Origin of the sequence: Streptomyces sp. TBY4 (assembly GCF_024213195.1) — a bacterium.
GTDB lineage: Bacteria > Actinomycetota > Actinomycetes > Streptomycetales > Streptomycetaceae > Streptomyces.
Genome location: NZ_JANAVF010000003.1, coordinates 45,791 through 70,710 on the forward strand (window position 1 = coordinate 45,791; position 24,920 = coordinate 70,710).

Here is a 24,920-nt window from a genome sequence, read left to right on the forward strand (position 1 = left end):
CTCACGAAGAGCGGCTGCGGATCAGGCGAGCAGCGCCGGGATCGTCGCCTCGTGGGCGGTACGGAGCTCCGCCAGCGGGAGCGTGAACTCGCCCTGGATCTCGATCTCCTCGCCGTCGACCACACCGATCCGGGTCGCCGGCAGGCCCCGCGCACCGCACATGTCGGTGAAGCGGAGCTCCTCGCTGCGCGGGACGGCCACGATGGCCCGGCCCGCGGACTCGGAGAACAGGAAGGTGAAGGCGTCCAGCGCCTCGGGCACCACGATCCGCGCACCGTTGCCGCCCTTGAGGCAGGACTCGGTGAGCGCCTGGATCACGCCGCCGTCGGACAGGTCGTGCGCGGCGTCGATCATGCCGTCGCGCGAGGCCGAGATGAGGATCTCCGCGAGGAGCTTCTCGCGGCCCAGGTCCACCTTGGGCGGCATGCCGCCGAGGTGCTGGTGGACCACCTCGGACCAGGCCGAGCCGCCGAACTCCTCGGCGGTGTCGCCGAGCAGGTACAGGAGCTGGCCGGCCTCCGCGAACGCCATCGGCGTACGGCGGTTGACGTCGTCGATCACACCGAGGACCGCCACGACCGGGGTCGGGTGGATCGCGATGTCGCCCGTCTGGTTGTACAGCGAGACGTTGCCGCCGGTCACCGGGGTGCCCAGCTCCAGGCAGCCGTCCGCGAGACCGCGGGTGGCCTCGGCGAACTGCCACATGACGTCCGGGTCCTCGGGGGAGCCGAAGTTCAGGCAGTCGGAGATCGCGAGGGGCTTGGCGCCGGTCGCGGCCACGTTGCGGTACGACTCGGCCAGCGCGAGCTGCGCGCCCGTGTAGGGGTCGAGCTTCGCGTAGCGGCCGTTGCCGTCGGTGGACATGGCGACGCCGAGGTTGGTCTCCTCGTCGATGCGGACCATGCCGGCGTCCTCGGGCTGCGAGAGCACCGTGTTGCCCTGGACGAAGCGGTCGTACTGGTCGGTGATCCAGGACTTGGAGGCCTGGTTCGGCGACGAGACCAGGGCCAGGACCTGCGCGCGCAGCTCCTCGCCGGTCTGCGGGCGGGGCAGCTTGCCCGCGTCGTCCGCCTGCAGGGCGTCCTGCCAGGAGGGGCGCGCGTAGGGGCGGTTGTAGACGGGGCCCTCGTGGGCGACGGTGCCCGGGGGCACGTCCACGATCTGCTCGCCGTGCCAGAAGATCTCGAGGTGGTCGCCCTCGGTCACCTCACCGATGACGGTGGCGATGACGTCCCACTTCTCGCAGATCTCCATGAAGCGGTCCACGTACTGCGGCTCGACGATCGCGCACATGCGCTCCTGCGACTCGCTCATGAGGATTTCCTCGGGCGAGAGCGTCGCGTCGCGCAGCGGGACGGTGTCGAGGTCCACGCGCATGCCGCCGGAACCGGCGGAGGCCAGCTCGCTCGTGGCGCAGGAGAGCCCGGCGCCGCCGAGGTCCTGGATGCCCGCGACCAGCTTCTCCTTGAAGATCTCCAGGGTGCACTCGATGAGGAGCTTCTCCTGGAAGGGGTCGCCGACCTGCACCGCGGGGCGCTTGGTGGGCTTGGTGTCGTCGAAGGTCTCGGACGCGAGGACCGAGACGCCGCCGATGCCGTCGCCGCCGGTGCGGGCGCCGTAGAGGATGACCTTGTTGCCGGGGCCGGAGGCCTTGGCGAGGTGGATGTCCTCGTGCTTCATGACGCCGATGCAGCCGGCGTTGACGAGCGGGTTGCCCTGGTAGCAGGCGTCGAAGACGACCTCGCCGCCGATGTTGGGCAGGCCCAGGCAGTTGCCGTAGCCGCCGATGCCCGCGACGACGCCCGGCAGGACGCGCTTGGTGTCGGGGTGGTCGGCCGCGCCGAAGCGGAGCGGGTCGACGACGGCGACCGGGCGGGCGCCCATGGCGAGGATGTCGCGGACGATGCCGCCGATGCCGGTGGCCGCGCCCTGGTAGGGCTCGATGTACGACGGGTGGTTGTGCGACTCGACCTTGAAGGTGACCGCGTAGCCCTGGCCGACGTCGACGACTCCGGCGTTCTCGCCGATGCCGACGAGCATGGCGTCGTTCTGCGGGACCTTCTCGCCGAACTGCTTCAGGTGGACCTTGCTGCTCTTGTACGAGCAGTGCTCGGACCACATGACGGAGTACATGGCGAGCTCGGCACCGGTGGGACGGCGGCCGAGGATCTCGCGGATCCGGGCGTACTCGTCCTCCTTGAGGCCGAGTTCCTTCCAGGGCTGGGAGGCGTCCGGGGTCTCGGTGGCGTTCTTGACGGTGTCGAGGCTCATGCGCTGACCAGCTTCTTCAGGACCGAGGTGAAGAACGGGAGGCCGTCGGTGCGGCCCGTCCCGATCAGCGGCTCGACCGCGTGCTCGGGGTGCGGCATGAGGCCGACGACGTTGCCCGCGGCGTTGGTGATGCCGGCGATGTCGCGCAGCGAGCCGTTGGGGTTGACGTCGAGGTACCGGAAGGCCACTCGGCCTTCGGCCTCCAGTTCGTCCAGCACGCGCTCGTCGGCCACGTAGCGGCCGTCCATGTTCTTGAGCGGTACGGAGATCTCCTCGCCGACGGTGTAGTCGCCGGTCCAGGCGGTCTCCGCGTTCTCCACCCGCAGCTTCTGGTCGCGGCAGATGAAGTGGAGGTGGTTGTTGCGGAGCATCGCCCCCGGCAGCAGGTGGGCCTCGGTGAGGATCTGGAAGCCGTTGCAGATGCCGAGGACGGGCATGCCGCCCTTGGCCTGCTCGATGATGCTCTCCATCACCGGCGAGAAGCGGGAGATGGCTCCGGCGCGCAGGTAGTCCCCGTAGGAGAAGCCGCCCGCGAGGACGACCGCGTCGACCTGGTGCAGGTCCTTGTCGCGGTGCCAGAGCGATACGGGCTCGGCTCCCGCGAGGCGCACGGCGCGCAGCGAGTCACGGTCGTCGAGCGTTCCGGGGAACGTGACGACTCCGATGCGAGTGGTCACCGTCAGGCCTCGACCTTCACGGTGAAGTCTTCGATGACGGTGTTGGCGAGGAAGGTTTCGGCCATCTTGTGGATGCGGTCGAGGGCGGCCTGGTCGACCGGTCCCTCCACCTCCAGTTCGAAGCGCTTCCCCTGGCGGACGTCGGCGATCCCTTCGAAGCCCAGGCGCGGCAGTGCACGCTGCACCGCCTGGCCCTGGGGGTCGAGGATCTCCGGCTTGAGCATGACGTCGACTACGACGCGTGCCACTGGCACTCCCGATGAGGTGGTTGGTGCGAAGGCGGTTCCCTCAGCGTACCTGGAGGAAATTTCTACGCGGGTAGATATCTCTCTTGTAGGATCCTCCGGGGGATTCTGCTTCACCAACGCTTCGCAAAATCCCCCGGAAAACCACGCGTCCGGCATTGCGGCGGGACACGCGGAGACAATTAACTGGGCTTCGCAATGCAATGAGAATCGGGGTACAAAGGAATCCTCCGCCGCACCGGCATTTTTCGGTGCGCGGCGACGCCAGAAAGATGCATTCTTCCGAAACATCCACACAGGCGACATCACCGCTCCGTCCGCGCACGTCAGCGGGGAGCGGCGTCGCGCGAAGGGACCGATATCCGTGGCGCAGCGCGTAGTAGTCACGATCTCCGACGACATCGATGGCGGAGAAGCATCGGAAACGGTCGTCTTCGGGCTGGACGGTAAGTCGTACGAGATCGACCTCAATGTGGCCAACGCAAAGAAACTGCGGAAGAGCCTCGCCCCGTTCGTGGCGGCCGGCCGCCGGCAGGCCCGGTCCGGGAAGACCTTCAAGCACACCGCCATCGCCCCCGACCCGGCGGTCGTCCGGGCCTGGGCCCGCTCCAACCAGCTCGACGTCCCGCCCCGCGGACGCATCCCCAAGAAGGTCTACGAGGAGTACAACGCCGCTCACTGAGCGCCGATTTGCCATCCACCCCTACCGGTCCGCTAGTGTGTGGATCACGCCAAGGGGCGCGGCCGCAGGTCGGACCCCGAAGTCGTGCGGGTGTAGTTCAGTAGCAGAACATCCCCCTTCCAGGGGGAAGGCGCAGTGTGCGATCCCTGTCACCCGCTCTGCTCGCTTTACCGACCACGGTTGTGGATCAGGTAGAGTGATGCACGCATCGCACGGCAGTTTGTCGTGAGAAGCATGCGGACGTAGCTCAGTTGGTAGAGCACCACCTTGCCAAGGTGGATGTCGCGCGTTCGAGTCGCGTCGTCCGCTCAGCGCATGAAGGCCCCGGTCATTGACCGGGGCCTTTGTCGTATGCCCGGCCGCCCCTTCGCCCGGCCGCCCCGGGTTATCGGAGATCCATGACAGGTGTCATGGCATGCCCGGCCCGGCGGCCGCGAGACTGGGGCCATGAAACTCAGCGGCTGGTGGAAGAACCGCAGCAGCGCGGGGAAGGTCGAGCTGTACACGCGCTGGTCGTTCCACTTCTTCGTGCTCCTCGAGATCATGTCGATCGGCCTGGCCGCGCTCGGGGCGGGGACCGGGGAGGGCTCGGCGTGGGTACCGGCCGTCCTCTTCCTGACGGTGGTCGCGCACTCCGTGCTCGTCGGCTTCCTCTCCTCGCGGTCGCTCGACTGGATCCTGGGCCGGCGCGAGCGCCCCGTGCGGCTCGCGGTCGCCGTGGCCTCCCTGACCGCCGCCACCTCCCTGGGGGTGCTCGGCCTGCGCGCGGCCGGCCTCACCGGCGACCCCGCGGCGGCCCCGGCTCTCGTCGCCGGTATGACCTGCTTCGCCGGCGGCACGCTGGTCCTGTGCCTGCGCAAGGTCCGGCAGATGCGCTACGTGGCCCCGGCCGCGGCCGTCTTCGCCGGCCTGGCGTACCTCGCCTTCGGCGTCCCGGCCGCCGAGTCCGCGGGGCTGGCCGTCGGGGTACTGCTGACCTGCGCCCTGATCAGCGCGGCCTGCGGGTTCTCCGGCTGGCTGCTCGACGCCGTGTACGAGCTGGACCGGGCCCGCGAGGTGCAGGCGCAGCTCGCGGTGGCCGAGGAGCGGCTGCGGTTCGGCCGGGACCTGCACGACGTGATGGGGCGCAATCTGGCGGTGATCGCCCTCAAGAGCGAGCTGGCCGTGCAGCTCGCCCGGCGCGAACGCCCCGAAGCCGTCGACCAGATGATCGAGGTGCAGCGGATCGCCCGGGAGTCCCAGAAGGAGGTCCGCGACGTGGTCCGCGGCTACCGCGAGGCGAACCTCGCGGTGGAGCTGGAGGGTGCGCGCGGAGTCCTGCACGCGGCCGGGATGGACTGCCTGGTCGAGTACGAAGAGGGCCGCGAGCTGCCCGCCGAGGCCCAGTCGGCGCTCGGCTGGGTGGTGCGCGAGGCGACGACGAACGTACTGCGGCACGGCGACGCCCGCAGCTGCGTGATCCGGCTGACGGCGGGCCCCTCGGGCGCGCTCACGCTGGTGGTGGAGAACGACGGGGCCCCCAGGACCCCGGCCGGGCCGCCGGGCTCGGGGCTCGCGGGCCTGCGGGAACGGCTCGCGGTGCTGGACGGCACGCTGGAGGCCGGCCCGGTGGACGGCGGCCGGTTCCGGCTGCGGGCGCAGATCCCCGGCCCGGCGGCCGGTCCGATCCGAGAACTGGAGGCACGGGCATGACCCCCGTACGCGTACTGCTGGCCGATGACGAGCACCTGATCCGGGGCGCGCTGGCCGCGCTGCTGGGGCTGGAGGACGATCTGCTGGTCGTCGCCGAGGCCGCCTCGGGACCGGAGGCGCTCGCGATGGCGCGGGCGCACCGGCCGGACGTGGCCGTGCTGGACCTGCAGATGCCGGGGGCCGACGGTGTGAGCGTGGCCACATCCCTGCGGGCCGAACTGCCCGACTGCAAGACCATGATCGTGACCAGCCACGGCCGGCCCGGGCACCTGAAGCGGGCGCTGGCCGCGGGCGTACGGGCCTTCGCGCCGAAGACCGTCTCGGCGCAGCGGCTGGCCGAGCTGATCCGGACGGTGCACGCCGGAGGCCGCTATGTGGACCCGGAGTTGGCGGCCGACGCGATCAGCGCGGGGGACTCCCCGCTGACCGCCCGCGAGGCCGAGGTGCTGGAACTGGCCGGGGACGGGGCGCCGATCGCGGAGATCGCGGAGCGGGCCTCGCTGTCCCCGGGGACGGTGCGGAACTACCTGTCCTCGGCGGCCACGAAGCTGGGCGCCGAGAACCGGCACACGGCAGTGCGTCTCGCGCGGTCCCGGGGTTGGGTATAGTAGTTCTCGCGCTACGGCGCACCTGCGGACATAGCTCAGTTGGTAGAGCACCACCTTGCCAAGGTGGATGTCGCGCGTTCGAGTCGCGTTGTCCGCTCAGTAGTGAAGAAGCCCCGGTCCTCGGACCGGGGCTTCTTTCGTTCCCGGGAACGAAAGGCGCGAGGTGAGGGGACCCGTTTCCGGGGCCCCTCACCTCGTTGCGGGCTCAGGCCCAGGTGTGGCCGGTGAGGCGCTCGTAGGCCTCGACGTAGCGGGAGCGGGTCTGCTCCACGACCTCCTGCGGGAGGGCCGGCGGCGGGAGTTCGCCCTTGGAGTCCCAGCCGGAGGCCGGGGAGGACAGCCAGTCGCGGACGTACTGCTTGTCGAAGGACGGCTGGCTGTGGCCCGGCTCCCACAGGTCGGCCGGCCAGAAGCGGGAGGAGTCCGGGGTCAGAACCTCGTCGGCGGCGACCAGGTTGCCGTCCGGGTCGAAGCCGAACTCGAACTTGGTGTCCGCCAGGATGATCCCGCGGTCGCGGGCGATGTCCCGGGCCCGGCCGTACACGGCGAGGGTGGTCTGGCGCAGCAGGGCGGCCGTATCGGCGCCCTGGGTGCGCGCGACCTCCTCGTAGGAGACGTTCTCGTCGTGCTCGCCGACCTCGGCCTTGGCGGCCGGGGTGAAGATCGGGGCGGGCAGCTCGGAGCCGTCGACCAGGCCCTCGGGCAGAGCCAGTCCGCAGACCGTACGGGTCTTCTCGTACTCGGCGAGGCCCGAGCCGGTCAGGTAGCCGCGGGCCACGCACTCGACGGGGACCATGGAGAGGTTCCGGCAGACCAGGGCGCGGCCGGCCCAGTCGGCGGGGGCGCCGGCGGGCAGCTCGGTGCTGATGACGTGGTTCGGGACGAGGTCCGCGAGCTGGTCGAACCACCACAGGGAGAGCTGGGTCAGGATCCGGCCCTTGTCCGGGATCTCCGTGGGCAGGACCCAGTCGGCGGCGGAGATGCGGTCGCTGGCGACCATGACGAGATTTCCGTCCTCGTCGCGGTAGAGGTCGCGGACCTTGCCGGTGTGGAGGTGGACGAGGCCGGGCACCTGGACCGGCTCGGGCTTTTCGACGAATCCGGGCACGGAGTCTCCCTGTGGTTCTGTACGAGCGCGCGGCCCATTCTCCCGCACCGGTCCGCGGGCGCGGACCACGGGGCTGCGGTCGGGGCCGGTCGGCGCCGGTCAGTCCCTCTTGCAGATCCGGTCGAGGAGGTTGGCGGTGGCCCGCTGGACCCGCTCGTCCACGTGTCCGGGGCGGTCCAGGGCCGGGGACCAGGCGAAGGTGCCGGACGCGAAGACGAGCGCGCCGCTGGGGGCCCGGTAGAGGGAGGTCTCCTGGTGGCGGAGGTGGCCGTCGCCGTCCTCGTACGGGGAGTGCGCGAGCAGGATCCGGCTCTGGTGCTCGGGGAGCTGCGTGCGCGGGAAGTACCGGTCGGCCTCGCCCGCGACCAGGCCGGGCAGTTCGTCGTTCTCGGCGGCTCCGGTGGAGTCCCAGAGCCAGTGCGTGGCGTTGCGCACGATGAGGGGGGCGGGCTCGGGGACCCGTCCCGCGTACTGGATGCCGAGCAGTTGCTGCTCGGGGCGGTCCACCTCGCGCCAGAGGCTGGGGCGGCCGGGGCCGCGGCGTTTTCGGCAGGTGAGGAGCCGGTCGTCGACCCCGGAGGGCGAGGGGGAGAGCTCGACCTGCCAGTACATGGTGTTGGCGGAGAGGAAGACGAGCGAGGTCCCGTGGTCGCGGGCGCGCTCCACGGTGCGGCGCATCGGGCCGGACCAGTACTCGTCGTGGCCGGGGAAGACCAGGCCGCGGTAGCGGGTGGGGTCGACGCGGCCGGCGTGCAGGTCGCGGGCGTCGGCGTAGGCGAGGTCGTAGCCGTAGCGCTCGGCCCAGCGGATGAAGTCGTAGGCGTGGCCCACGTGCAGGGGGAGGCCCGCGCCGGCGTAGGGGCGGTCGAAGGAGACGGTGATGGCGGCGTCGCGCTCGCCGAGCAGCCGGCCCTCCTCGTCCCAGGCGTGGTAGAGGCTCGCGCCCGTTCTGCCGTCCTCCGGGTAGAGGTTGTAGGCCTGCCAGGTGATGTCGGGGAGCAGGAGCAGCAGGTCGGCCGGGTGGTCGTCGCGCACCGTGAAGGGGATGTGCGAGCGGTACCCGTCGGCGGTCGTCAGGACCGCCACGTAGGCGCCGATGCTCCAGTACGAGGGGACCTGGAGCCGCCACGAGAGCCACCAGTGGTGGCAGGAGACGGTGCGGTCGGCGGTCAGCGGCGCGGGCTGGACGATGCCGGAGAGCCGGGGACTGGTGGTGATCTTGGAGGCGCCGTCGCCGCCGTAGTGCCCGATGCGGTAGACGTCCACGGAGAACTGCTGGGGCGGGTCCACGGTGATGTGGAAGTCGATGGCCTCACCGGGTGCGACGGCTCCGGTGGAGGTGAACCCCTTGATCTGCCGGTGCACGTCGTCGGCGGTGCGGGGGCCGCCCGCGCCGCGGGCACGGGGAATCTGCTGGCCGGGTCCGGCGGCGACGGCCGGGTCCACGTACCAGGGCACGACCTGTCCGTTGTCGTCGTAGTAGAGCTCGCTCCCCCGGAACCACGGCAGGGGGCCCTGGCCGAAGGGATCGGTCACCGCGTGCGCGAGCGCACCCGACTCCCAACGCCTGATCTGCTCCGCACCCATACCGCTGCTCCCCTCCCTCGCTCCCCCGAACGCCGCGACCGGACCCCAGCACATCACATAACGCACGCACTCCGTCACCGTTCGTCGCGAAAAGTTCAACGGGGATCCGGGCGCGCCCGACCGCGGGGGCCCAGGGGCTGCGGGGGCCCTGGGGCCTAGACCAGGCGGACCGGCTTCTCCGGGCGTACGCCGACCTCCGCGAGCCAGTCGCGGAGCGGGCCGGGGTCCCGGTCCTCCACCAGCGACAGCACCGGTCCGGCGAGATCGGCCCGCCGCACCCCGGCGACCAGCAGGACCGGCCCGTCCAGCCAGTCCAGTCCCGGTTCGCCTCCGGCGGAGTCGACCGCGGCGCAGCACACCAGCGCCACGACGTGGTCCGCCAGCAGGTCCCGCCCGCTGCGCGGAGCCTCCAGCGGGAACAGCGGCAGCGCGTCGGACCCGCGGCCCGCGGCGGCGGCCGCCACGGCGGGCACCGACTCCCGTGCCAGGTCACCGCTGAGCCGGCCCGCCAGGGCGTCGGCGTCGGCGTCGGCGAGGTGGGTCAGGACCCGCTCCACCGTGGAGGCGGCGGGCGCCGACGGAGCCGACAGCGCGTCCAGGGCGGCCAGCAGGCGGGCCGCCTCCGTGCGCCACTTGCGGTCGACGACCTCCTCCGGATAGGCCGCCCAGTCCACCGGCGACCAGTCCGGACCGGGCTCGGCCGGTCCGCCGTGGAACAGCCGCGCGGCCAGCAGCGAGGCGGCCTCGTCCACCGCGCCCGGCTGGTCCAGCAGATCGCAGGCCGGGCGCTCGCCGAGGCGTGAGGTGAACCCGTCGGCCAGCCGGTCGCGGCGGGACAGCTCGGTCAGCGCGGAGACGACTCCGGCGTCCAGGTGCGCGGGCCAGCGGCCCATCCGCCAGGCGGGCAGGGCGACCCGGGTCAGCAGCCGGTCCCAGCCCGCGTACGCCAGCCCGACCTGCTCCTGGGCGGCGATGCGCAGCGCGTAGTCCACACCCTGTGCACGGTCCGAGGCGGCGGCGGCGACCCCGCGCTCCATCTCGGCGGCGTCCACCCTGCACAGCCGCAGCAGCAGCCGGGCGGGGACGCCGATCCAGCCGAGGAAGCGCCGGCCGCCCACGTCCACGGCGGCGTCGAGGCCCCGTACGAATCCGCGCGCGTCGGCTATGTCCGGGTGCGCGGAGGGGCCCGTACCGGCGACGACGGGGGCGAGGACGGCCCGCAGCTCGGCGACCCTCATCCACCACAGGAACGGCGAGCCGATCACCAGCACCGGGGCGGCGCCGGGCTCGGTCTCCGGGCCGCCGGCCCCGCCCGATATGAGCGTGCGGCCGCGGGCCCGGCGGTGCGCCGCGTGCGTGCGGTCCTCCAGCCAGCTGTCGCAGTCGGGGGTCAGGGCTATGGCGGAGGGTGCCGGAACGTCCATCCGGTCCGCCAGGTCCCGCACGAGCCGGTAGAGATCGGGGGCGGCGGACTCCGACAGCGGCACGGTCGGGGTCATGGCGGGGCTCGCCCGCAGCACGACGGCGGCGAAGATCCCGCCGACGAGCAGGACGAACGCGGCGACGGCGCACACGGCGAGGGTCACGGCCGGCCAGGGGTCACCGGCGAGCCGGCCCGTCGTACGGGCGCTCACCAGCACCACGGCCAGGGCGGCGGGCAGCAGCCCGACGGCCAGTGCCCTGCTGCGCACACGCAGTACGGCCAAGGCACGGGAACGCGCGGACGGCGTACCCACTTCAGCGATCGAACCGGTTCCGGACACGGCCGGACCTCACCCCCTCTGCCATGCGGCGGCGTTGCTCACTCCCCCACTGTGACACCGCCCACTGACATCGCAATGCCGGTGGGCCATGTGCCGGAATGAGAGCCGGAATGCTTGCGCCGCACCATAGTTGGGGCGCGGGCGGACGTCAGGCAGACCGGGTGACGATCACCCGATGGAATGGCTTTGGGTAAAGCTGGGTGCGTTCGAACGCGGCCGGATGCACTCGCACGCGGACATGCGCGCGGGCCCGGCCGCACCGAGTGCGTACCGGGCCCGCGTCCGTCAGATCCCGCTGAACGCCGCCGGTCAGCGGGATTCCGCCGCCTTCGCCGCGATGTCCGTGCGGTACTGCGAGCCGTCGAGCCCGATCCGCGCGACGGCCTTATACGCCCGATCACGGGCCTCCGCCAGATCGGAACCGGTCGCCGTCACCGACAGCACCCGTCCCCCCGCACTGACGACGGCGTCGCCCTCGGCGCGGGTCCCGGCGTGCAGCACGTACGCGTGCGGGGCGTCCTGCGCGGCCACCTCGGCCAGGCCCGTGATGGGGTCCCCGGTGCGCGGGGTCTCCGGGTAGTTGTGGGAGGCGATGACCACGGTGACGGCCGCGTCCTCGCGCCAGCTGAGCGGCGGCAGCGAGTCCAGCGTGCCGTTGGCGGCGCCCAGCAGCACGCTCGCGAGCGGGGTGCGCAGCCGGGCCAGGACCACCTGGGTCTCGGGGTCGCCGAAGCGGGCGTTGAACTCGATGACCCGCGTTCCGCGCGAGGTGATCGCGAGGCCGGCGTAGAGCAGCCCGGAGAAGGGGGTGCCGCGGTGGCGCAGTTCGTCCACGGTCGGCTGCAGGACGGAGGCCATGACCTCGTCGACGAGCTTCGGGTCGGCCCAGGGGAGGGGGGAGTACGCGCCCATGCCGCCGGTGTTGGGGCCCGCGTCTCCGTCGAGCGCTCGCTTGAAGTCCTGCGCGGGCTGGAGGGGGAGCACGGTGACGCCGTCGGTGATGGCGAAGAGGGAGACCTCGGGGCCGTCGAGGAACTCCTCGATGACCACGCGGTCGCAGCCCAGCGCGTGGGCGCGGGCGGCCTCCCGGTCGTCGGTGACCACGACGCCCTTGCCGGCGGCGAGGCCGTCGTCCTTGACCACGTACGGGGCGCCGAAGGCGTCGAGGGCCTCGTCCACCTCTTCCGGGGTGGTGCACACGTAGCTGCGGGCCGTCGGGACGCCGGCGGCGGCCATCACGTCCTTGGCGAAGGCCTTGGAACCCTCCAGCTGCGCGGCTTCGCCGGACGGGCCGAAGACCGGGATGCCGGCCGCGCGCACGGCGTCGGCGACCCCGGCGACGAGCGGGGCCTCCGGGCCGACGACGACCAGGTCGGCGTGGAGCTCGGTGGCGAGGCGGGCGACGGCTTCGCCGTCGAGCTGGTCGACGGGGCGGAGCTCGGCCACCTCGGCGATGCCGGCGTTGCCGGGAGCGCAGTACAGCGCGTTGACGTCGGAATCGAGGGACAGAGAGCGGCACAGGGCATGTTCGCGGGCGCCGCCGCCGATGACGAGGACCTTCACGCGATGAAGACTAGCCCGCGTTCCCGGGTGCCCTTCGTGCGGGCACCCAAGCGGGGCCCCCTATTCGTTCGTATATTCCTCTACAACGGTGGCTCCGAGCTCGCGCACGATCAGGTCGTGTCCGCTGAGCGCGGTGTCGACGAGGTCGGGGTCGTCGGCCTCCGCGATGTCATCCTCGGGGGCGACCGGCGGGGGTGCCTGGTGGGTGGGCGGCTGGTGCTGCTGCGGGGGCTGCTGGGGCTGGTACGACTGCTGCGGCGCCTGGGACTGCTGCGGCTGCTGCTGGTACGCCTGCTGGGGCTGCTGCGACGGCTGGGACTGCTGTTGCTGCTGCGGCTGCTGGTAGGTCTGCTGGGCCGGCGGCTGGTTGTAGGCGGGCGCGGGCGGAGCTCCGTAGGAGGACGCGGACACGGGGGCCATGGGCTGGGCTCCCCCGCCGACCACGGCCTCGATCTTCCAGGTGACCTGGAACTGCTCGGTGAGCGCCGCCTTGAGGACGTCCTCGCTGCCGCTGCTCGCGAAGTTGTCGCGGGCTCCGGCGTTGGGGAAGCCGAGCTGCAGCGTGGTGCCGTCGAAGCCGGCGACCTGGGCGTTCTGGCTGAGCAGGATCCAGGTGAAGCGGCGGCGGTTCTTGACGGCGTCCAGCACGGCCGGCCACATCGCCTGGACCTGCCCGGCGCCGGCAGCCATGCCGGGGTCCGGGGCGGCGGGCGGGGCCGCGGGCGCCTGGGCAGGTGCCGCGGGGGCGGCTGCGGGAGCCGCCGGGGCGCCGGGCGTGGCCGCGCCGGGCCAGGCTCCGGGGGCTCCGCCGCCGGGCTGCGCAGCACCGGGCCAGGCACCGGCGGCCGGAGCCGCGGCCGGGACCGGGGCCGCGGGGGCTCCGGGGGTGGCCGCGCCGGGCCAGGCTCCGGGCGCGGGGGCTGCGGCCGCAGGAGCGGCGGCCGGGGCCACCGGCTGGGGCGGAGCCACGGGGGCCGGGGCGGGGGCCTGGTGCACCGGTGCCGGGACCTGCTGCGCGGGAGCCTGCTGCGCCGGCGCCGGCTGCGCGGGGGCCCGTACCGCCGCGGGGGCCATGGCGTGGGCCTCCGGCCCGGGTACGTAGCCCATGGCGGGGGCGGCCGGGGCGAAGGCGGCGGCAGCGGCGGAGGCCGCGCCGCCGCGCTCCAGCCGGTCGAGCCGCGCCTGCACGGAACGCTCGTCGTCGAAGGCGGCGGGCAGCAGCACGCGGGCGCAGATCAGCTCGAGCTGCAGCCGGGGCGAGGTGGCCCCGCGCATCTCGGTGAGCCCCGTGTTGACCAGGTCGGCGGCCCGGGACAGCTCGGCGGCCCCGAAGACGGAGGCCTGGGCCTGCATCCGCTCGACCACGTCGTTCGGGGCGTCGATGAGCCCCTTCTCCCGGGCGTCGGGCACGGCCGCCAGGATCACCAGGTCGCGCAGCCGCTCCAGCAGGTCGGCGACGAAGCGGCGCGGGTCGTTGCCGCCCTCCACCACCCGGTCCACGATCTCGAAGGCGGCGGCCCCGTCCCCGGCGGCGAAGGCGTCCACGACGGCGTCGAGGAGGGTCCCGTCGGTGTACCCGAGGAGCGAGGTGGCCATGGCGTACGTCACACCCTGCTCGGCGGCGCCGGCCAGGAGCTGGTCCATGACGGACATGGAGTCACGGACGGAACCGGCTCCGGCGCGCACGACGAGCGGGAGCACGCCCTCCTCGACGTGGGCGCCCTCACGGCCGCAGACCTCGCCGAGGTAGTCCCGCAGGGTGCCGGGGGGAACGAGCCGGAAGGGGTAGTGGTGCGTACGGGACCGGATGGTCCCGATGACCTTCTCGGGCTCGGTCGTGGCGAAGATGAACTTGAGGTGCTCCGGCGGCTCCTCGACCACCTTCAGCAGGGCGTTGAAGCCCGCCGGGGTGACCATGTGCGCCTCGTCGATGATGTAGATCTTGTACCGGCTGGAGGCGGGCCCGAAGAAGGCCTTCTCGCGCAGGTCACGGGCGTCGTCCACACCACCGTGCGAGGCGGCGTCGATCTCGATGACGTCGATGGAGCCCGGCCCGTTGCGCGCGAGGTCCCGGCAGGACTGGCACTCCCCGCAGGGCGTGGGAGTGGGACCCTGCTCACAGTTGAGGCAGCGGGCGAGGATGCGCGCGCTGGTGGTCTTGCCGCAGCCGCGCGGCCCGCTGAACAGGTACGCGTGATTGACCCGGTTGTTGCGCAGGGCCTGCATCAGCGGGTCAGTGACATGCTCCTGCCCGATGACCTCGGCGAACGACTCGGGGCGGTAGCGGCGGTACAGCGCAAGGGACGACACGTCTACGAGGTTATCCGGGCCCACCGACAACGGCGGCCCCGTGCTGCCCGCGAGCCCGCCCCGGAACGCAAAGCGCCCCCCACGCACCCGCCAGAGCCCACTTACCCTTGCTGCCTTCCGGCCCTGGGGGAGTTGGGTGAGATAGCGCCACGTGAGGGGCTGGCCCCACCCTAGCGGATGGAGGGCCCCGGAATCGAGCCGGACCCCGGCGGGAGCTCCCCGCGACGATCACGTTCGCGAGCACCCCTCAACGTCTTGTATTGTTTGCCGCGGAGGATTCGCCTAGTGGCCTAGGGCGCACGCTTGGAAAGCGTGTTGGGGGCAACCCCTCACGAGTTCGAATCTCGTATCCTCCGCCATTGCTCTCACCGGGCAATATGTCGAAGAGCCCCGCTGCTTGCAGCGGGGCTCTTCGCGTTGTGCGCGAAGAGCCCGGGAAGCGGCGGGGGTGCGGCGCTAGCTTGTGGGCATGGACACGGCACAGGAGTTCGAGGCCCACCGATCGCGGATGTTCTCGCTGGCGTACCGGATGCTCGGGTCGGCGGCCGAGGCCGAGGACGCGGTGCAGGACGCGTACCTGCGCTGGCACGGGGCCGATCACGACCAGGTGGAGGCGCCGGGGGCGTGGCTGGCCAAGGTGGTCACCAACCTGTGCCTGAACCGGCTCACCTCCGCGCGGGTCAAGCGCGAGGAGTACTTCGGGCCCTGGATCCCCGAGCCGGTGGAGACCGCCGCCGGGATGCTGGGGCCGATGGAGACGGCGGAGCAGCGGGACTCGGTGTCCTTCGCCGTGCTGACGATGATGGAGCAGCTGTCGCCGCCCGAGCGGGCCGCGGTGGTGCTGCGCGATGCCTTCGACTACAGCCACCGGGACATCGCGGGCGTCCTGGACTGCTCGGAGGCGAACGCGCGCCAGCTCTACCGCCGGGCCAAACAGCACCTGGCCGACGGCCGGCCGCGGTTCACCACCTCGCGGGAGCAGGACGACGAGCTCCTGTCCCGGTTCCTGGCCGCCGCGTCGGAGGGCGCACTGGCCCAGCTGGAGCAGCTGCTCTCCGACCAGGTGGTCGTCTGGTCGGACGGCGGCGGCAAGGCGAGCGCGGCGAGCCGGCCGGTGTCCGGGCGGGACAACGCGGCCCGTTTCCTGGCCGGCCTCTTCTCCCGGTGGGTCAACGGCGCGCGGATCTCCTTCACCGAGGCGAACGGCGTTCCCGCGGTGGTCAGCTGGGCGGACGGCGAGCTGACCGCGTTCGGGGCGCTGGAAATCGGCGAGGGCGGGATCACCGGCATCCGGCTCGTCCTGAACCCGGACAAGCTCGCCTTCCTCGCGACCCAGCTCCGGGAGCCTTCGCAGGACGCGTGAGCGAGGGCTGCCGACGCTGGACGTGCGGGGGGAGATACCCGCACATACCGTTTCACGGGACGGAGGCGGGCCGGAAGCGGGCCGGAGGCGGGTGAGCGCGGGTGGCGTGGATGGACTGGCTCCGGGCGGAGGTCTTCCAGCCCTACCCCGAGCTGCTGATCTTCCTGACCATCGCCGCCGGCTTCCTGCTCGGCCGCGTCCGGTACAAGTCCATCGCGCTGGGCGCGGTCACCGGATGCCTCGTCGCCGGCCTGGTCATCGGCTCCCAGGCGAAGGTGGAGATCGACGGTCCGATCAAGTCCGTCTTCTTCCTGATGTTCCTCTTCGCCCTCGGCTACGACGTCGGCCCGCAGTTCTTCCGCGCCCTGCGCAAGGACGGCCTCCCCCAGGTCGTCCTCGCCCTCATCGTCTGCGTCACCGGACTCGCCGCCGCCTGGGCCTGCGCCACCCTCGCCGGTTACGGGACCGGGCTCTCCGCCGGGCTGCTGGGCGGCGGCCTCACCCAGTCCGCCGTCATCGGCGTCGGCTCCGACGCCATCGCCCACCTGCCCGGGGTCAGTGCGGCCGAGGCCCGGGACCAGTCGCATCTGATCGCCGTCGCCTACGCGGTCACGTACCCCCTCGGTACGGTGCTGCCCGCGCTGCTCCTCGCCGGGATCCTGCCCCGCCTGCTGCGCCGGGACCTCGCGGAGGAGAGCGCCGTGCTCGCCGCCGACCTGGAGGCCGCCGAGGACGACCCCGACGCCGGGGAGGGCTACTACAAGCACGTGCTGCGCGCGTACGCCGTCGACGTGGCCGCCTTCGCCGGGCGGACGATCGGGGACTTCGAGGCGGAGCAGAAGGCCGCCGGGCGGCGGCTCTACATCACCCGGCTGCGCCGCGCCGGGGAGATCCTGGAGCACGACACGGGCACCCGGATCGAGCTCGGCGACATCCTGGCCGTCAGCGCCGTCCGCGGCGACCTCGTGGCGTACGACGCGCGCACCCACATCGGCATGGAGACGGACGACTTCGAGCTCCTCGCCTACCGCACCGAGACCCTGCACGTGGTCATCACCGACCGGAACCTCAGCGGCCGCACCATCCGCACCCTGCGGCACGAGGAGTTCATGCCGGGGGTCTTCGTCGACGAGCACTGGCGGGCCGGCGCCGACCTGCGGGTGCGGCTCGACAGCACCGTCGAGCGGGGCGACACCCTGGTCCTCACGGGGCCGCGCAGCCGGGTGGAGGCGGCCGCGGCGGAGCTGGGCAAGCCGGTGCCGACCAGCTTCGCGACCGACATGGTGTGGATCGCGCTCGGGCTCTTCCTCGGCGGCTGCCTCGGCATCCCGGCGCTGCACGCGGCCGGCGCGCCGCTGTCGCTGTCCACCTCCACCGGGGCGCTGCTGATGGGGCTGGTCTTCGGCTGGATCCGGAGCAAGTACCCCACCTACGGGAACCTGCCGTCGGCGGCGCAGTGGCTGATGGGCACGCTCGGGCTGTGCGTGTTCGTCACGGTCGTCGGCCTCAACGCCGGCCCGAGCTTCGTCCCGGGCCTGCGCGAGGCCGGCTGGCCGCTGCTGCTCTGGGGCGCGGTCGTGACGACCGTGCCGCTGCTGGCCGGATTCGCCTACGGGCACTTCGTGCAGCGGCTCCCCCTCCCGATCCTGCTCGGCGCCCTCGCCGGAGCCCAGACCACGACGGCCGCGCTGGGCGCCCTGACGGAACGCGCGCGCAGCCAGATCCCGGCCCTGGGGACGACGGTCCCGTACGCCCTGGGCAACGTGCTGCTGACGATGTGGGGGTCGGTGATCGTGCTGCTGCGGCGGTGAGCGGGCCGCCCGGCCTTCCTGTCCGCCCCGTCGGCGATCACCATGGCCCCATGGACAACGCGGTGTTCCTGGTGCCCGGACGGCGGACCACGACGGCCGGGCTGCTCGCCGGGGCGGCCGCGCGGCGGGGGATGGAGGTGCGGGGGCTCGATGACGGTGCCGAGGACCTGGCCGGACGCCGTGTGCACTGGCGCGGTGGGCCGGCGGCCGGGGCGCGGGTGGCCCCGGCGCTCGGGATCGGGCTGCTGGAGCCGCCGGACGACTGGCTGGCCGGGCTGCCGGAGTGGGCCACCGGCCGCGGGATCCGGCTGACCAGCCTGGGCGAGGCCCGGGAATCGCTGCGGGGGCCCGCCTTCGTGAAGCCGCCGCGGGAGAAGTCCTTCCCGCCCTCCGTGTACGCGGACGGCTCCGCCCTGCCCGAACTCCCGCCCGGCACCCCGGTGCTGGTCTCCGAGGTGGTCGACTTCGCCGCCGAGTACCGGCTGTTCCTGCTGGACGGGGAGATCGCCGCGGGAAGCCGCTACGCCGTCCACGGCCGGCTGGACCCCGCCCCGCTGGAGGAGGACCCGCGGGCCGCGGACGTACGGGCCTTCGCGGGCCGGCTGCTCACGGCGGCGGGTGCGGGCCTGCCGACCGCCGTAACCGTCGACGTCGGCTTCGCCGGCGGCACCGTGGTGGTCGTGGAGGCCAACATGGCGTGGTTCTCGAACTGCTATGCCGCCGATCCGGAACGCGTGCTCGACGTGGTGCTCCGCTCGGCCGGCCCCCGGGAGCGGGTCGCGGAGGCCGACCTCCGGTTCGTCCGCGGCTGAACGGCCTAGCCGTGGGGGATCAGGGCCACCGGGCTGTGGGCGTGGTGGGCCGCCGCGTGGTCCGTGGGGCCCATGCCGTGGAGGGGGCGGTGGCGGCGGCGGCCCACGACCAGGAGGTCCGCCTCGGCGGACTCGGCGAGCAGGACCTCCGCCGGGTCGCCGGGGCGGGTCACGCACTCCGCAGGCACCCCCGGGTACGGGGCGCCGGCGGCGGCCACCGCCGCGCGGAGCGGCTCCGGGTCCGACGGGCCGGCGTGCACCGCGCACAGCGGGAGGCCGTGCCGTGCCGCCCAGGCGTACGCGAAGTCGAGGACCGCGCCGTGGTCGCCCGCCGGGTCCACCCCGACGACGACCCCGCGTCCGTGCGGCGCGCTGCCGGCGGGCTCCCGTACCAGGACGACCGGGACCCCGGCCCGCCCCGCCACGTGCAGGGCGGTGGAGCCGAGCAGCGGCACCACGTGGCGTTCCTCGCCGCTCGCGCCGAGCACGATCAGCCCGGCGTGCGACTGGGCGGCCGCCCGCGGGATCTCGTTGCCGGGTCCGCCCTCGGCGGTGGCCGTCTCGACGGTCAGGCCGGGGTGGGCGGCGCGGAGTTCCTCGGCGAGGGAGGACAGGACGACCCGGGCCGCGGACTCGTTCGCGCCGAGCACGGGCTGGAACTCCGGGGAGATCGGCTGGATCGTCGGCCAGGCCTGGCCCACGTGGAGCAGCCGGAGCGGAGCCCCGGCCGCCAGGGCCTCACGGGCGGCCCACCGGGCGGCGGAGAGGCTGCGGGGCGACCCGTCGAACCCGACGAGAACGGGGGCCACGGGGAGCACGGGCGGGGTGGGCGGGACGGACATGGGCGGCACCCTTCCTTCTTGCACGGTCGCTCCTACGACGCTACGCCCTTCGCACCTTTTACCCGGTTAAAGGTGCGGATGGGAGGTTTTTCTCCCCACTGGGCTGCGCGCATGCCATCGAGCCGGCTTTCTGATCGGCCCGGCCTGCTAGCAGCGCAGTGCCGCGTACAGGTCCAGCTTGTGGTCGAGGCGCGACAGGTCGCGGCCGGTGAGGGCCTCCACGCGCTCGATCCGGTAGTGGACCGTGTTCACGTGCAGGTGCAGCGCCTCCGCGGTGCGCGTCCACGAGCAGTTGTTCGCGAGGAACACCTCCAGGGTCTCGCGCAGCATCCCGTCCCCGAGCGCGCCCAGCGTCCGCGCCCCGAACACCCCGCGGACCTCCGGCGGGACCCCCGACAGCAGTTCCGCCAGGGTGTCCAGCTGCTCGACCCCGCGGACCGCGACCGCCCCGTCCGTCGCCGTCAGCGCGAAGCGCGCCTGGCCGAGTGACGCGCGTAGCCCCTCGGCCGAGGCCGTCTGCGCGCCGACACCGAGCCGCAGGTCGGTGTCCGGGCCGGCGCACGCCTGGAGCAGCGGCCACACGGTGCGCAGTTGGTCGGCGAGCCCGGTGGTGGCGGCCTCCGCTTCGGGGGAGGCACCCTCCTCCGGCCCCTCGTACAGCACCGCCCCGCCCGGCCCCGCCGCCCACCGGGCGCCCTCCAGGTGGCCCAGTGCCTCCGCCAGCGCGTCCCCGTCGGTCGCCGTCAGCACGCGGTACGGGCCCCCCGCGGGCAGTCCGGCCGCCTGGAGCGCGGCGCCGAGCAGGTCCGGTTCGGCCCCGGCCGCCACCAGGGCGAGCAGCTCCCCTCCGGCGGCCCGGCGCGCGGCCTCCGGGCGGGCCCGGCCGTCGCGGTACTGCGCGAAGACCCCGGCGATCTCGTGGAGCACCCGCGGCGGCGCCGCGTCCGGGTCCGGGACGTGCAGCAGCCAGGCGTCGTACGGGGAGCTCTCGGCCTCGACGCCCAGCGAGACCCCGCCCTTCGCGGCGGAGGCGGCCCGCTGCGCCGGGATCGCGGGCGCGGACGGGGTACGGGCCACCGTGCGGCCGCTGGCGGTCAGCAGGTAGCAGGGCAGCCGGCCCAGGTGCGCACAGGCCCGGTCCAGCAGCTCCGCCGGTCCGGCCCCGCCCTCCAGGAGCCGGCTGAGCTCGCTGCGCACGTTCTCGGGAAGCGCGAAGTGCCGGGTGGGGCGCCGGCTGAGGTCGCCCCACTGGCGCAGGTACACCGCTTCGGTGACGGCCCGGAAGCTGGTCCGGGCGGGCACGGCCACCAGCGGCACCCGGTGGGCCCGGCAGGCGGCGACGAGTTCCTCGGGCACTCCTCCGTGGGTCTCCTCGCCGGCCAGCAGCGCCCGCGCCCCGGCGTCGGCGAGGGCGGCGACGAAGCGGTCGGTCCTGGCGGCGGCCGACGCCCCCGGGCGCCACCACACGAGGCCGCTGAGCACGAGCTCTCCGGGGCCCAGGAACCGGCCCGGCTCCTCCAGGTCGGTGGCGGTCACCCCGCTGACCTCCTGGCCGAGAAGGGACTGCTCGCCCCACAGCAGGGTGAGGCCGAGGTTGTCGGACTGGAGCAGGTCGAGGACGTGCATGACGGGGACTCCTTGCGGCGGGTGGCAGCCCACAATCGCGAGGCGAATATGAGAGTTGTCATGGTAAATGCAAGGGCAACTATCCGAACAGCCTCTTGGATGATTCACCAGAGACACCCTGGCGGCCCTGGTGTTTTTCCGTGTCGGGGACCAGTCGTCCCGACCCCCGGCCCGTTGTTTCACTGACGAAAGGCCGAAAAGAGCGACACGGCCGACGGCTCGGCCGACGAGACGACGACGGAAAGGATGGCGGGAAATGGACCTCAACACGGTGCTCGACGTACGCGACGCACGCCGCCGCGAACCCTGGCGTCCGGGTGACGCCTGGCTCGGTGGCGGGACGTACCTCTTCTCCGAGCCCCAGCCCCACCTCCGCCGTCTCGTCGACCTCTCCCGGATGGGCTGGCCCCCGCTGTCCTGGCACCCCGACGGCTCCCTGGACATCGCCGCCACCTGCACCATCACCGAGCTGTCCCGCTTCGGCCGGACCCTGCCCGCCACGGCCGCGCCGCTCTTCGAACAGTGCTGCCGGGCCTTCCTCGCCAGCTTCAAGATCTGGAACATGGCGACCGTCGGCGGCAACCTCTGCAACGGCCTGCCCGCCGGCCCGGTGATCTCCCTGACCGCCGCCCTCGACGGCACCGCGCTCCTCCAGGGCCAGGACGGCTCCACCCGCCGCCTGCCCGTCACCGACTTCATCCGCGGAGCCGGCGTCAAGGACCTGCGCGACGGCGAGCTGCTGCGCTCGGTGCGGCTGCCCGCCCGCGCCCTGGACTCCCGTACCGCCTTCCGGCAGGCCTCCCTCTACGGTCTCGGCCGCTCCGGCGCCCTCGTCATCGGCGCCTACGACCCCCAGGACGGCTCCCTCGCCGTCACGGTCTCGGCCGCCACCACCCGCCCCTTCCGCTTCTGGTTCGCACTGCCGCCCACGGCGGCCGAACTGCGCCGGACGATCGACGACACCGTCCGGCCCGACGAGTGGTACGACGACATCCACGGACTGCCCGCCTGGCGGCGCCACATGGGCCTGCGCCTGGCGGAGGAGGTCCGCCGCGAACTGACGGCCGACTGTGACGGCGACGGCGCTCCGGAGGGACTGCGATGACCAGCAGCAGCAGCGGCGGCGACAGCGGCTACGGGATCGACATCAACAAGCAGCACTTCACCGAGGAGCCCCGCCCCGGCCAGTGCCTGCGCACCTACCTCCGCGACCGCGGCTGGTTCGGCGTGAAGAAGGGCTGCGACCAGGGCGACTGCGGGGCCTGCACCGTCCACGTCGACGGGCAGCCGGTCCACAGCTGCCTCTACCCGGCCGTCCGCGCCGGGGGCCGCTCCGTCACCACCGTCGAGGGACTGTGCTCGCCCGGCGGGGAACTCCACCCCGTCCAGCAGCAGTTCCTCGACGCCCAGGGCTTCCAGTGCGGTTTCTGCACCGCCGGCTTCCTGATGACCACCTCCGCCCTCCAGGCCGAGCAGGGCACCGCCCACGACGACGGCAAGCTCGACGACCTCCCCCGCGCCTTCAAGGGCAACATCTGCCGCTGCACCGGGTACCGCGCCATCGAGGACGCCGTGCGCGGGGTCAAGCACACCGAGGCCCCCGGGGCCGGGCAGGCCGTCGGCAAGTCCCCGGGCGCCCCCGCCGGCCCCCAGGTCGTCACCGGCACCGCCCGCTACACCTTCGACGTCGCCGTCCCCGGCCTGCTCCACATGAAGCTGCTGCGCTCCCCGCACCCGCACGCCCGCATCGTCTCCATCGACACCACCGATGCCCTCCAAGTGCCCGGGGTCCACGCGGTGTTCACCCATCACGACGCCCCGGACCGGCTGTACTCCTCGGCCCGTCACGAGCACCCCACCGAGGACCCGATGGACACCCGGGTCCTGGACGACGTGGTCCGCTTCGTCGGGCAGCGCGTGGCCGCCGTGGTCGCCGACAGCGAGCAGGCCGCCGAGGAGGGCTGCCGCCGCGTGGTGGTCACGTACGAGGAACTGCCGTACGTGACCGACCCGGAGGAGGCCATGCTGCCGGGCGCCCCCGTCCTGCACCCCAAGGGCCCCGAGTCGGGGATCTTCCGCGCCGAGAACAACGTGTGCGGCGAGGTCCACAACACCCTCGGCGACATGGAGAAGGGGTATGCGGAGGCGGACGTCGTCCACGAGGAGACTTATCTGACCCAGCGCGTGCAGCACGCCAGCCTGGAGACCCACGGCAGCGTCGCGTACTTCGAGCCCAGGGAGGACGGCGACGGCGAGCGCATCACCGTCCGCTCCTCCACCCAGGCCCCCTTCCTGACCCGGCGGGCGCTGTGCGCCCTCTACGACCTGAACGAGGACGAGGTCCGCGTCGTCGCGGGCCGCGTGGGCGGCGGGTTCGGCGGCAAGCAGGAGATGCTGACCGAGGACATCGTCGTCCTCGCCGCCCTGAAGCTGCGGCGCCCGGTGAAACTCGAATTCACCCGGGCCGAGCAGTTCTACGGCGCCACCACCCGCCACCCCTTCAAGATCACCATCAAGATCGGCGCCAAGAAGGACGGCACCCTCACCGCGCTGCGCATCCGCGTGCTCTCCAACACCGGCGCCTACGGCAACCACGGCCCCGCGGTCATGTTCCACAGCGTCGGCGAGTCCTTCGCCGTCTACAAGGCGCCGAACAAGGAGGTGGAGGCGTACTCCGTCTACACCAACGGCGTACCGGCGGGCGCCTTCCGCGGCTACGGCCTGGGCCAGGTCCTCTTCGCCCTCGAATCGGTGATGGACGAGCTCGCGATCCGGCTCGATATGGACCCGCTCGTCCTGCGCGAGAAGAACGTCATCGGCCCCGGCGACCCCATGGTGACCCCCATCGGCCACGAGGAGGACCTCTTCATCGCCTCGTACGGGATGAAGCAGTGCATGGACGTCGTCCGCAAGGCCATCGCCGAGGACCGCAGCCACGAGGACGTCCCCGAGGGCTGGCTCACCGGGACGGGCTCGGCGGTCGCGATGATCGCGACCGGGCCGCCCGGCGGCCACTTCGCCGACGCACGGGTCAGCCTGCTGCGCGACGGCACGTACGACATCGCGGTGGGCACGGCGGAGTTCGGCAACGGCACCACCACCGTCCACCAGCAGATCACCGCGGGCGCGCTGAACACCACGGTCGACCGGATCGCGGTCCGCCAGTCGGACACGGACGTGGTCCGCCACGACACCGGCGCCTTCGGCTCGGCCGGCACCGTGGTAGCGGGAAAGGCGGTGATGCTGGCCGCCGACTCCCTCGCGGAGCGCCTCAAGACCTTCGCCGCCCGCCACACGGGCGTGGCCCGGCACCTGTGCAAGCTCGGGGCCGAGGCCTTCGACTGCGCGGGCCGCGTCGTCACCCTCAAGGAGCTGTACGAGGCCGCGTACGAGAAGGGCAGGCTCGACGAGATCGCGGCCGACGGGCACTGGGGCGGCTCCCCGCGCTCGGTGGCCTTCAACGCCCAGTGGTTCCGCCTCGCGGTCGACCCCGGAACGGGCGAGATGAAGATCCTGCGCAGCGTCCACGCGGCGGACGCGGGCAAGGTCATGAATCCGATGCAGTGCCGCGGCCAGGTCGAGGGCGGGGTGGCCCAGGCCCTGGGCGCCACCCTCTTCGAGACCGTACGGGTGGACGAGCGCGGGGAGGTCACCACGGCCGCCTTCCGCCGCTACCGCCTCCCGCAGTACGCGGACGTCCCGCGCACCGAGGTCCACTTCATGGAGACCTCGGACTCGATCGGCCCCCTCGGCGCCAAGTCCATGTCCGAGAGCCCCTTCAACCCGGTGGGCCCCGCCTTCGCCAACGCGCTGCGGGACGCGACGGGGGTCCGGTTCACGGAGATGCCGGTGACGCGGGACGTGGTCTGGCAGAAGATCCACGAAGCCGGGGGCGGGCGCTGACAACAGTCAGATTTGCCAGGCGGATTCGACGAAGTCCCGTACAGTTGCGGCTCATAT

18 protein-coding genes, 4 tRNA genes and 1 other RNA gene are annotated in these 24,920 nt (G+C 72.8%); 12 read left to right on the forward strand and 11 right to left on the reverse strand.

Going from position 1 to position 24,920, the window contains the following annotated elements:
- Window positions 1–21 precede the first annotated feature (21 nt).
- Genes purL through purS form a run of 3 tightly spaced genes read right to left on the reverse strand, consistent with a single transcriptional unit; the run spans window position 22 to window position 3,202 of the window.
- The gene (gene purL / locus NLX94_RS08050; RefSeq protein ID WP_254381924.1) at window positions 22–2,271 is read right to left on the reverse strand and encodes a phosphoribosylformylglycinamidine synthase subunit PurL; all 2,250 of its coding nucleotides are present in this window, start codon (window positions 2,269–2,271) and stop codon (window positions 22–24) included.
- Window positions 2,268–2,948, reverse strand: coding sequence for a phosphoribosylformylglycinamidine synthase subunit PurQ (gene purQ / locus NLX94_RS08055; protein WP_254381925.1), 681 nt, complete (start codon window positions 2,946–2,948; stop codon window positions 2,268–2,270). The genes purL and purQ overlap by 4 nt, the downstream gene beginning before the upstream one ends.
- 2 nt (window positions 2,949–2,950) lie before the next feature.
- Entirely contained in the window at window positions 2,951–3,202 is a 252-nt protein-coding gene (gene purS / locus NLX94_RS08060; protein WP_008740952.1) for a phosphoribosylformylglycinamidine synthase subunit PurS, read from the reverse strand.
- A 355-nt stretch (window positions 3,203–3,557) separates the two neighbouring features.
- Between purS and NLX94_RS08065 the strand changes: the two genes are divergently transcribed.
- The 6 genes from NLX94_RS08065 (at window position 3,558) to NLX94_RS08090 (ending at window position 6,272) form a co-directional block, all read left to right on the forward strand.
- Entirely contained in the window at window positions 3,558–3,875 is a 318-nt protein-coding gene (locus NLX94_RS08065) for an Lsr2 family protein (protein ID WP_254381926.1), read from the forward strand.
- 86 nt (window positions 3,876–3,961) lie between these two features.
- Window positions 3,962–4,033 (forward strand) — tRNA-Gly (locus NLX94_RS08070).
- A 78-nt stretch (window positions 4,034–4,111) separates the two neighbouring features.
- Window positions 4,112–4,184, forward strand: a tRNA-Gly gene (locus tag NLX94_RS08075).
- A gap of 138 nt (window positions 4,185–4,322) precedes the next feature.
- Entirely contained in the window at window positions 4,323–5,567 is a 1,245-nt protein-coding gene (locus NLX94_RS08080; RefSeq protein ID WP_254381927.1) for a sensor histidine kinase, read from the forward strand.
- On the forward strand, window positions 5,564–6,175 hold the full coding sequence (locus NLX94_RS08085; RefSeq protein ID WP_254381928.1) for a response regulator transcription factor: 612 nt from the start codon (window positions 5,564–5,566) through the stop codon (window positions 6,173–6,175). The genes NLX94_RS08080 and NLX94_RS08085 overlap by 4 nt, the downstream gene beginning before the upstream one ends.
- 24 nt (window positions 6,176–6,199) lie before the next feature.
- A tRNA-Gly gene (locus NLX94_RS08090) sits at window positions 6,200–6,272 on the forward strand.
- 108 nt (window positions 6,273–6,380) lie between these two features.
- Here NLX94_RS08090 and NLX94_RS08095 read toward each other — a convergent pair.
- The 6 genes from NLX94_RS08095 to ffs all read right to left on the reverse strand — a co-directional run bounded on the left by NLX94_RS08095 (window position 6,381) and on the right by ffs (window position 14,670).
- Window positions 6,381–7,283: a phosphoribosylaminoimidazolesuccinocarboxamide synthase gene (locus NLX94_RS08095; protein WP_254381929.1), complete on the reverse strand. Its 903-nt coding sequence runs from the start codon at window positions 7,281–7,283 to the stop codon at window positions 6,381–6,383.
- 99 nt (window positions 7,284–7,382) lie between these two features.
- Entirely contained in the window at window positions 7,383–8,870 is a 1,488-nt protein-coding gene (locus tag NLX94_RS08100; protein ID WP_254381930.1) for a N,N-dimethylformamidase beta subunit family domain-containing protein, read from the reverse strand.
- A gap of 155 nt (window positions 8,871–9,025) precedes the next feature.
- Window positions 9,026–10,633 (reverse strand): hypothetical protein, encoded by a 1,608-nt coding sequence (locus NLX94_RS08105; RefSeq protein WP_254381931.1) that lies wholly within the window; start codon window positions 10,631–10,633, stop codon window positions 9,026–9,028.
- Window positions 10,634–10,942: 309 nt separating this feature from the next.
- Entirely contained in the window at window positions 10,943–12,196 is a 1,254-nt protein-coding gene (purD, locus tag NLX94_RS08110; RefSeq protein ID WP_254381932.1) for a phosphoribosylamine--glycine ligase, read from the reverse strand.
- Between the two features lie 60 nt (window positions 12,197–12,256).
- Window positions 12,257–14,506, reverse strand: coding sequence for a DNA polymerase III subunit gamma and tau (locus NLX94_RS08115; RefSeq protein ID WP_254381933.1), 2,250 nt, complete (start codon window positions 14,504–14,506; stop codon window positions 12,257–12,259).
- A gap of 65 nt (window positions 14,507–14,571) precedes the next feature.
- Window positions 14,572–14,670, reverse strand: an RNA gene (gene ffs / locus NLX94_RS08120) — signal recognition particle sRNA small type.
- A gap of 107 nt (window positions 14,671–14,777) precedes the next feature.
- On the opposite strand from ffs, the gene NLX94_RS08125 reads away from it, so the two are divergent.
- The 4 genes from NLX94_RS08125 (at window position 14,778) to NLX94_RS08140 (ending at window position 18,492) form a co-directional block, all read left to right on the forward strand.
- A tRNA-Ser gene (locus NLX94_RS08125) sits at window positions 14,778–14,865 on the forward strand.
- A gap of 110 nt (window positions 14,866–14,975) precedes the next feature.
- Complete coding sequence (locus NLX94_RS08130) at window positions 14,976–15,869, forward strand: RNA polymerase sigma-70 factor (RefSeq protein WP_254381934.1); 894 nt, start codon at window positions 14,976–14,978, stop codon at window positions 15,867–15,869.
- Between the two features lie 110 nt (window positions 15,870–15,979).
- Complete coding sequence (gene aspT / locus NLX94_RS08135; RefSeq protein ID WP_254381935.1) at window positions 15,980–17,680, forward strand: aspartate-alanine antiporter; 1,701 nt, start codon at window positions 15,980–15,982, stop codon at window positions 17,678–17,680.
- A gap of 50 nt (window positions 17,681–17,730) precedes the next feature.
- Complete coding sequence (locus tag NLX94_RS08140) at window positions 17,731–18,492, forward strand: ATP-grasp domain-containing protein (protein ID WP_254381936.1); 762 nt, start codon at window positions 17,731–17,733, stop codon at window positions 18,490–18,492.
- Window positions 18,493–18,497: 5 nt separating this feature from the next.
- Here NLX94_RS08140 and NLX94_RS08145 read toward each other — a convergent pair whose 3' ends face one another.
- Together NLX94_RS08145 and NLX94_RS08150 are read right to left on the reverse strand one after the other, a co-directional pair.
- Window positions 18,498–19,334 (reverse strand): universal stress protein, encoded by an 837-nt coding sequence (locus tag NLX94_RS08145; protein WP_254381937.1) that lies wholly within the window; start codon window positions 19,332–19,334, stop codon window positions 18,498–18,500.
- 147 nt (window positions 19,335–19,481) lie between these two features.
- Window positions 19,482–20,960, reverse strand: a complete 1,479-nt coding sequence (locus tag NLX94_RS08150) for a PucR family transcriptional regulator (protein WP_254381938.1) — start codon at window positions 20,958–20,960, stop codon at window positions 19,482–19,484.
- Between the two features lie 256 nt (window positions 20,961–21,216).
- On the opposite strand from NLX94_RS08150, the gene NLX94_RS08155 reads away from it, so the two are divergent.
- Both NLX94_RS08155 and NLX94_RS08160 read left to right on the forward strand, forming a co-directional pair.
- Complete coding sequence (locus tag NLX94_RS08155) at window positions 21,217–22,065, forward strand: xanthine dehydrogenase family protein subunit M (RefSeq protein ID WP_254381939.1); 849 nt, start codon at window positions 21,217–21,219, stop codon at window positions 22,063–22,065.
- Window positions 22,062–24,863, forward strand: a complete 2,802-nt coding sequence (locus tag NLX94_RS08160; RefSeq protein WP_254381940.1) for a molybdopterin-dependent oxidoreductase — start codon at window positions 22,062–22,064, stop codon at window positions 24,861–24,863. The genes NLX94_RS08155 and NLX94_RS08160 overlap by 4 nt, the downstream gene beginning before the upstream one ends.
- Window positions 24,864–24,920: the final 57 nt, after the last annotated feature.

What these genes read in the sequence shown, in the direction of transcription:
- purL (WP_254381924.1), bottom strand. Translation starts at nt 2,271, where the DNA reads ATGAGCCTCGACACCGTCAAGAACGCCACCGAGACCCCGGACGCCTCC.
- NLX94_RS08080 (WP_254381927.1), top strand. Translation starts at nt 4,323, where the DNA reads ATGAAACTCAGCGGCTGGTGGAAGAACCGCAGCAGCGCGGGGAAGGTC.
- NLX94_RS08085 (WP_254381928.1), top strand. Translation starts at nt 5,564, where the DNA reads ATGACCCCCGTACGCGTACTGCTGGCCGATGACGAGCACCTGATCCGG.
- NLX94_RS08100 (WP_254381930.1), bottom strand. Translation starts at nt 8,870, where the DNA reads ATGGGTGCGGAGCAGATCAGGCGTTGGGAGTCGGGTGCGCTCGCGCAC.
- NLX94_RS08130 (WP_254381934.1), top strand. Translation starts at nt 14,976, where the DNA reads ATGGACACGGCACAGGAGTTCGAGGCCCACCGATCGCGGATGTTCTCG.
- aspT (WP_254381935.1), top strand. Translation starts at nt 15,980, where the DNA reads ATGGACTGGCTCCGGGCGGAGGTCTTCCAGCCCTACCCCGAGCTGCTG.
- NLX94_RS08140 (WP_254381936.1), top strand. Translation starts at nt 17,731, where the DNA reads ATGGACAACGCGGTGTTCCTGGTGCCCGGACGGCGGACCACGACGGCC.
- NLX94_RS08145 (WP_254381937.1), bottom strand. Translation starts at nt 19,334, where the DNA reads ATGTCCGTCCCGCCCACCCCGCCCGTGCTCCCCGTGGCCCCCGTTCTC.
- NLX94_RS08150 (WP_254381938.1), bottom strand. Translation starts at nt 20,960, where the DNA reads ATGCACGTCCTCGACCTGCTCCAGTCCGACAACCTCGGCCTCACCCTG.
- NLX94_RS08155 (WP_254381939.1), top strand. Translation starts at nt 21,217, where the DNA reads ATGGACCTCAACACGGTGCTCGACGTACGCGACGCACGCCGCCGCGAA.
- NLX94_RS08160 (WP_254381940.1), top strand. Translation starts at nt 22,062, where the DNA reads ATGACCAGCAGCAGCAGCGGCGGCGACAGCGGCTACGGGATCGACATC.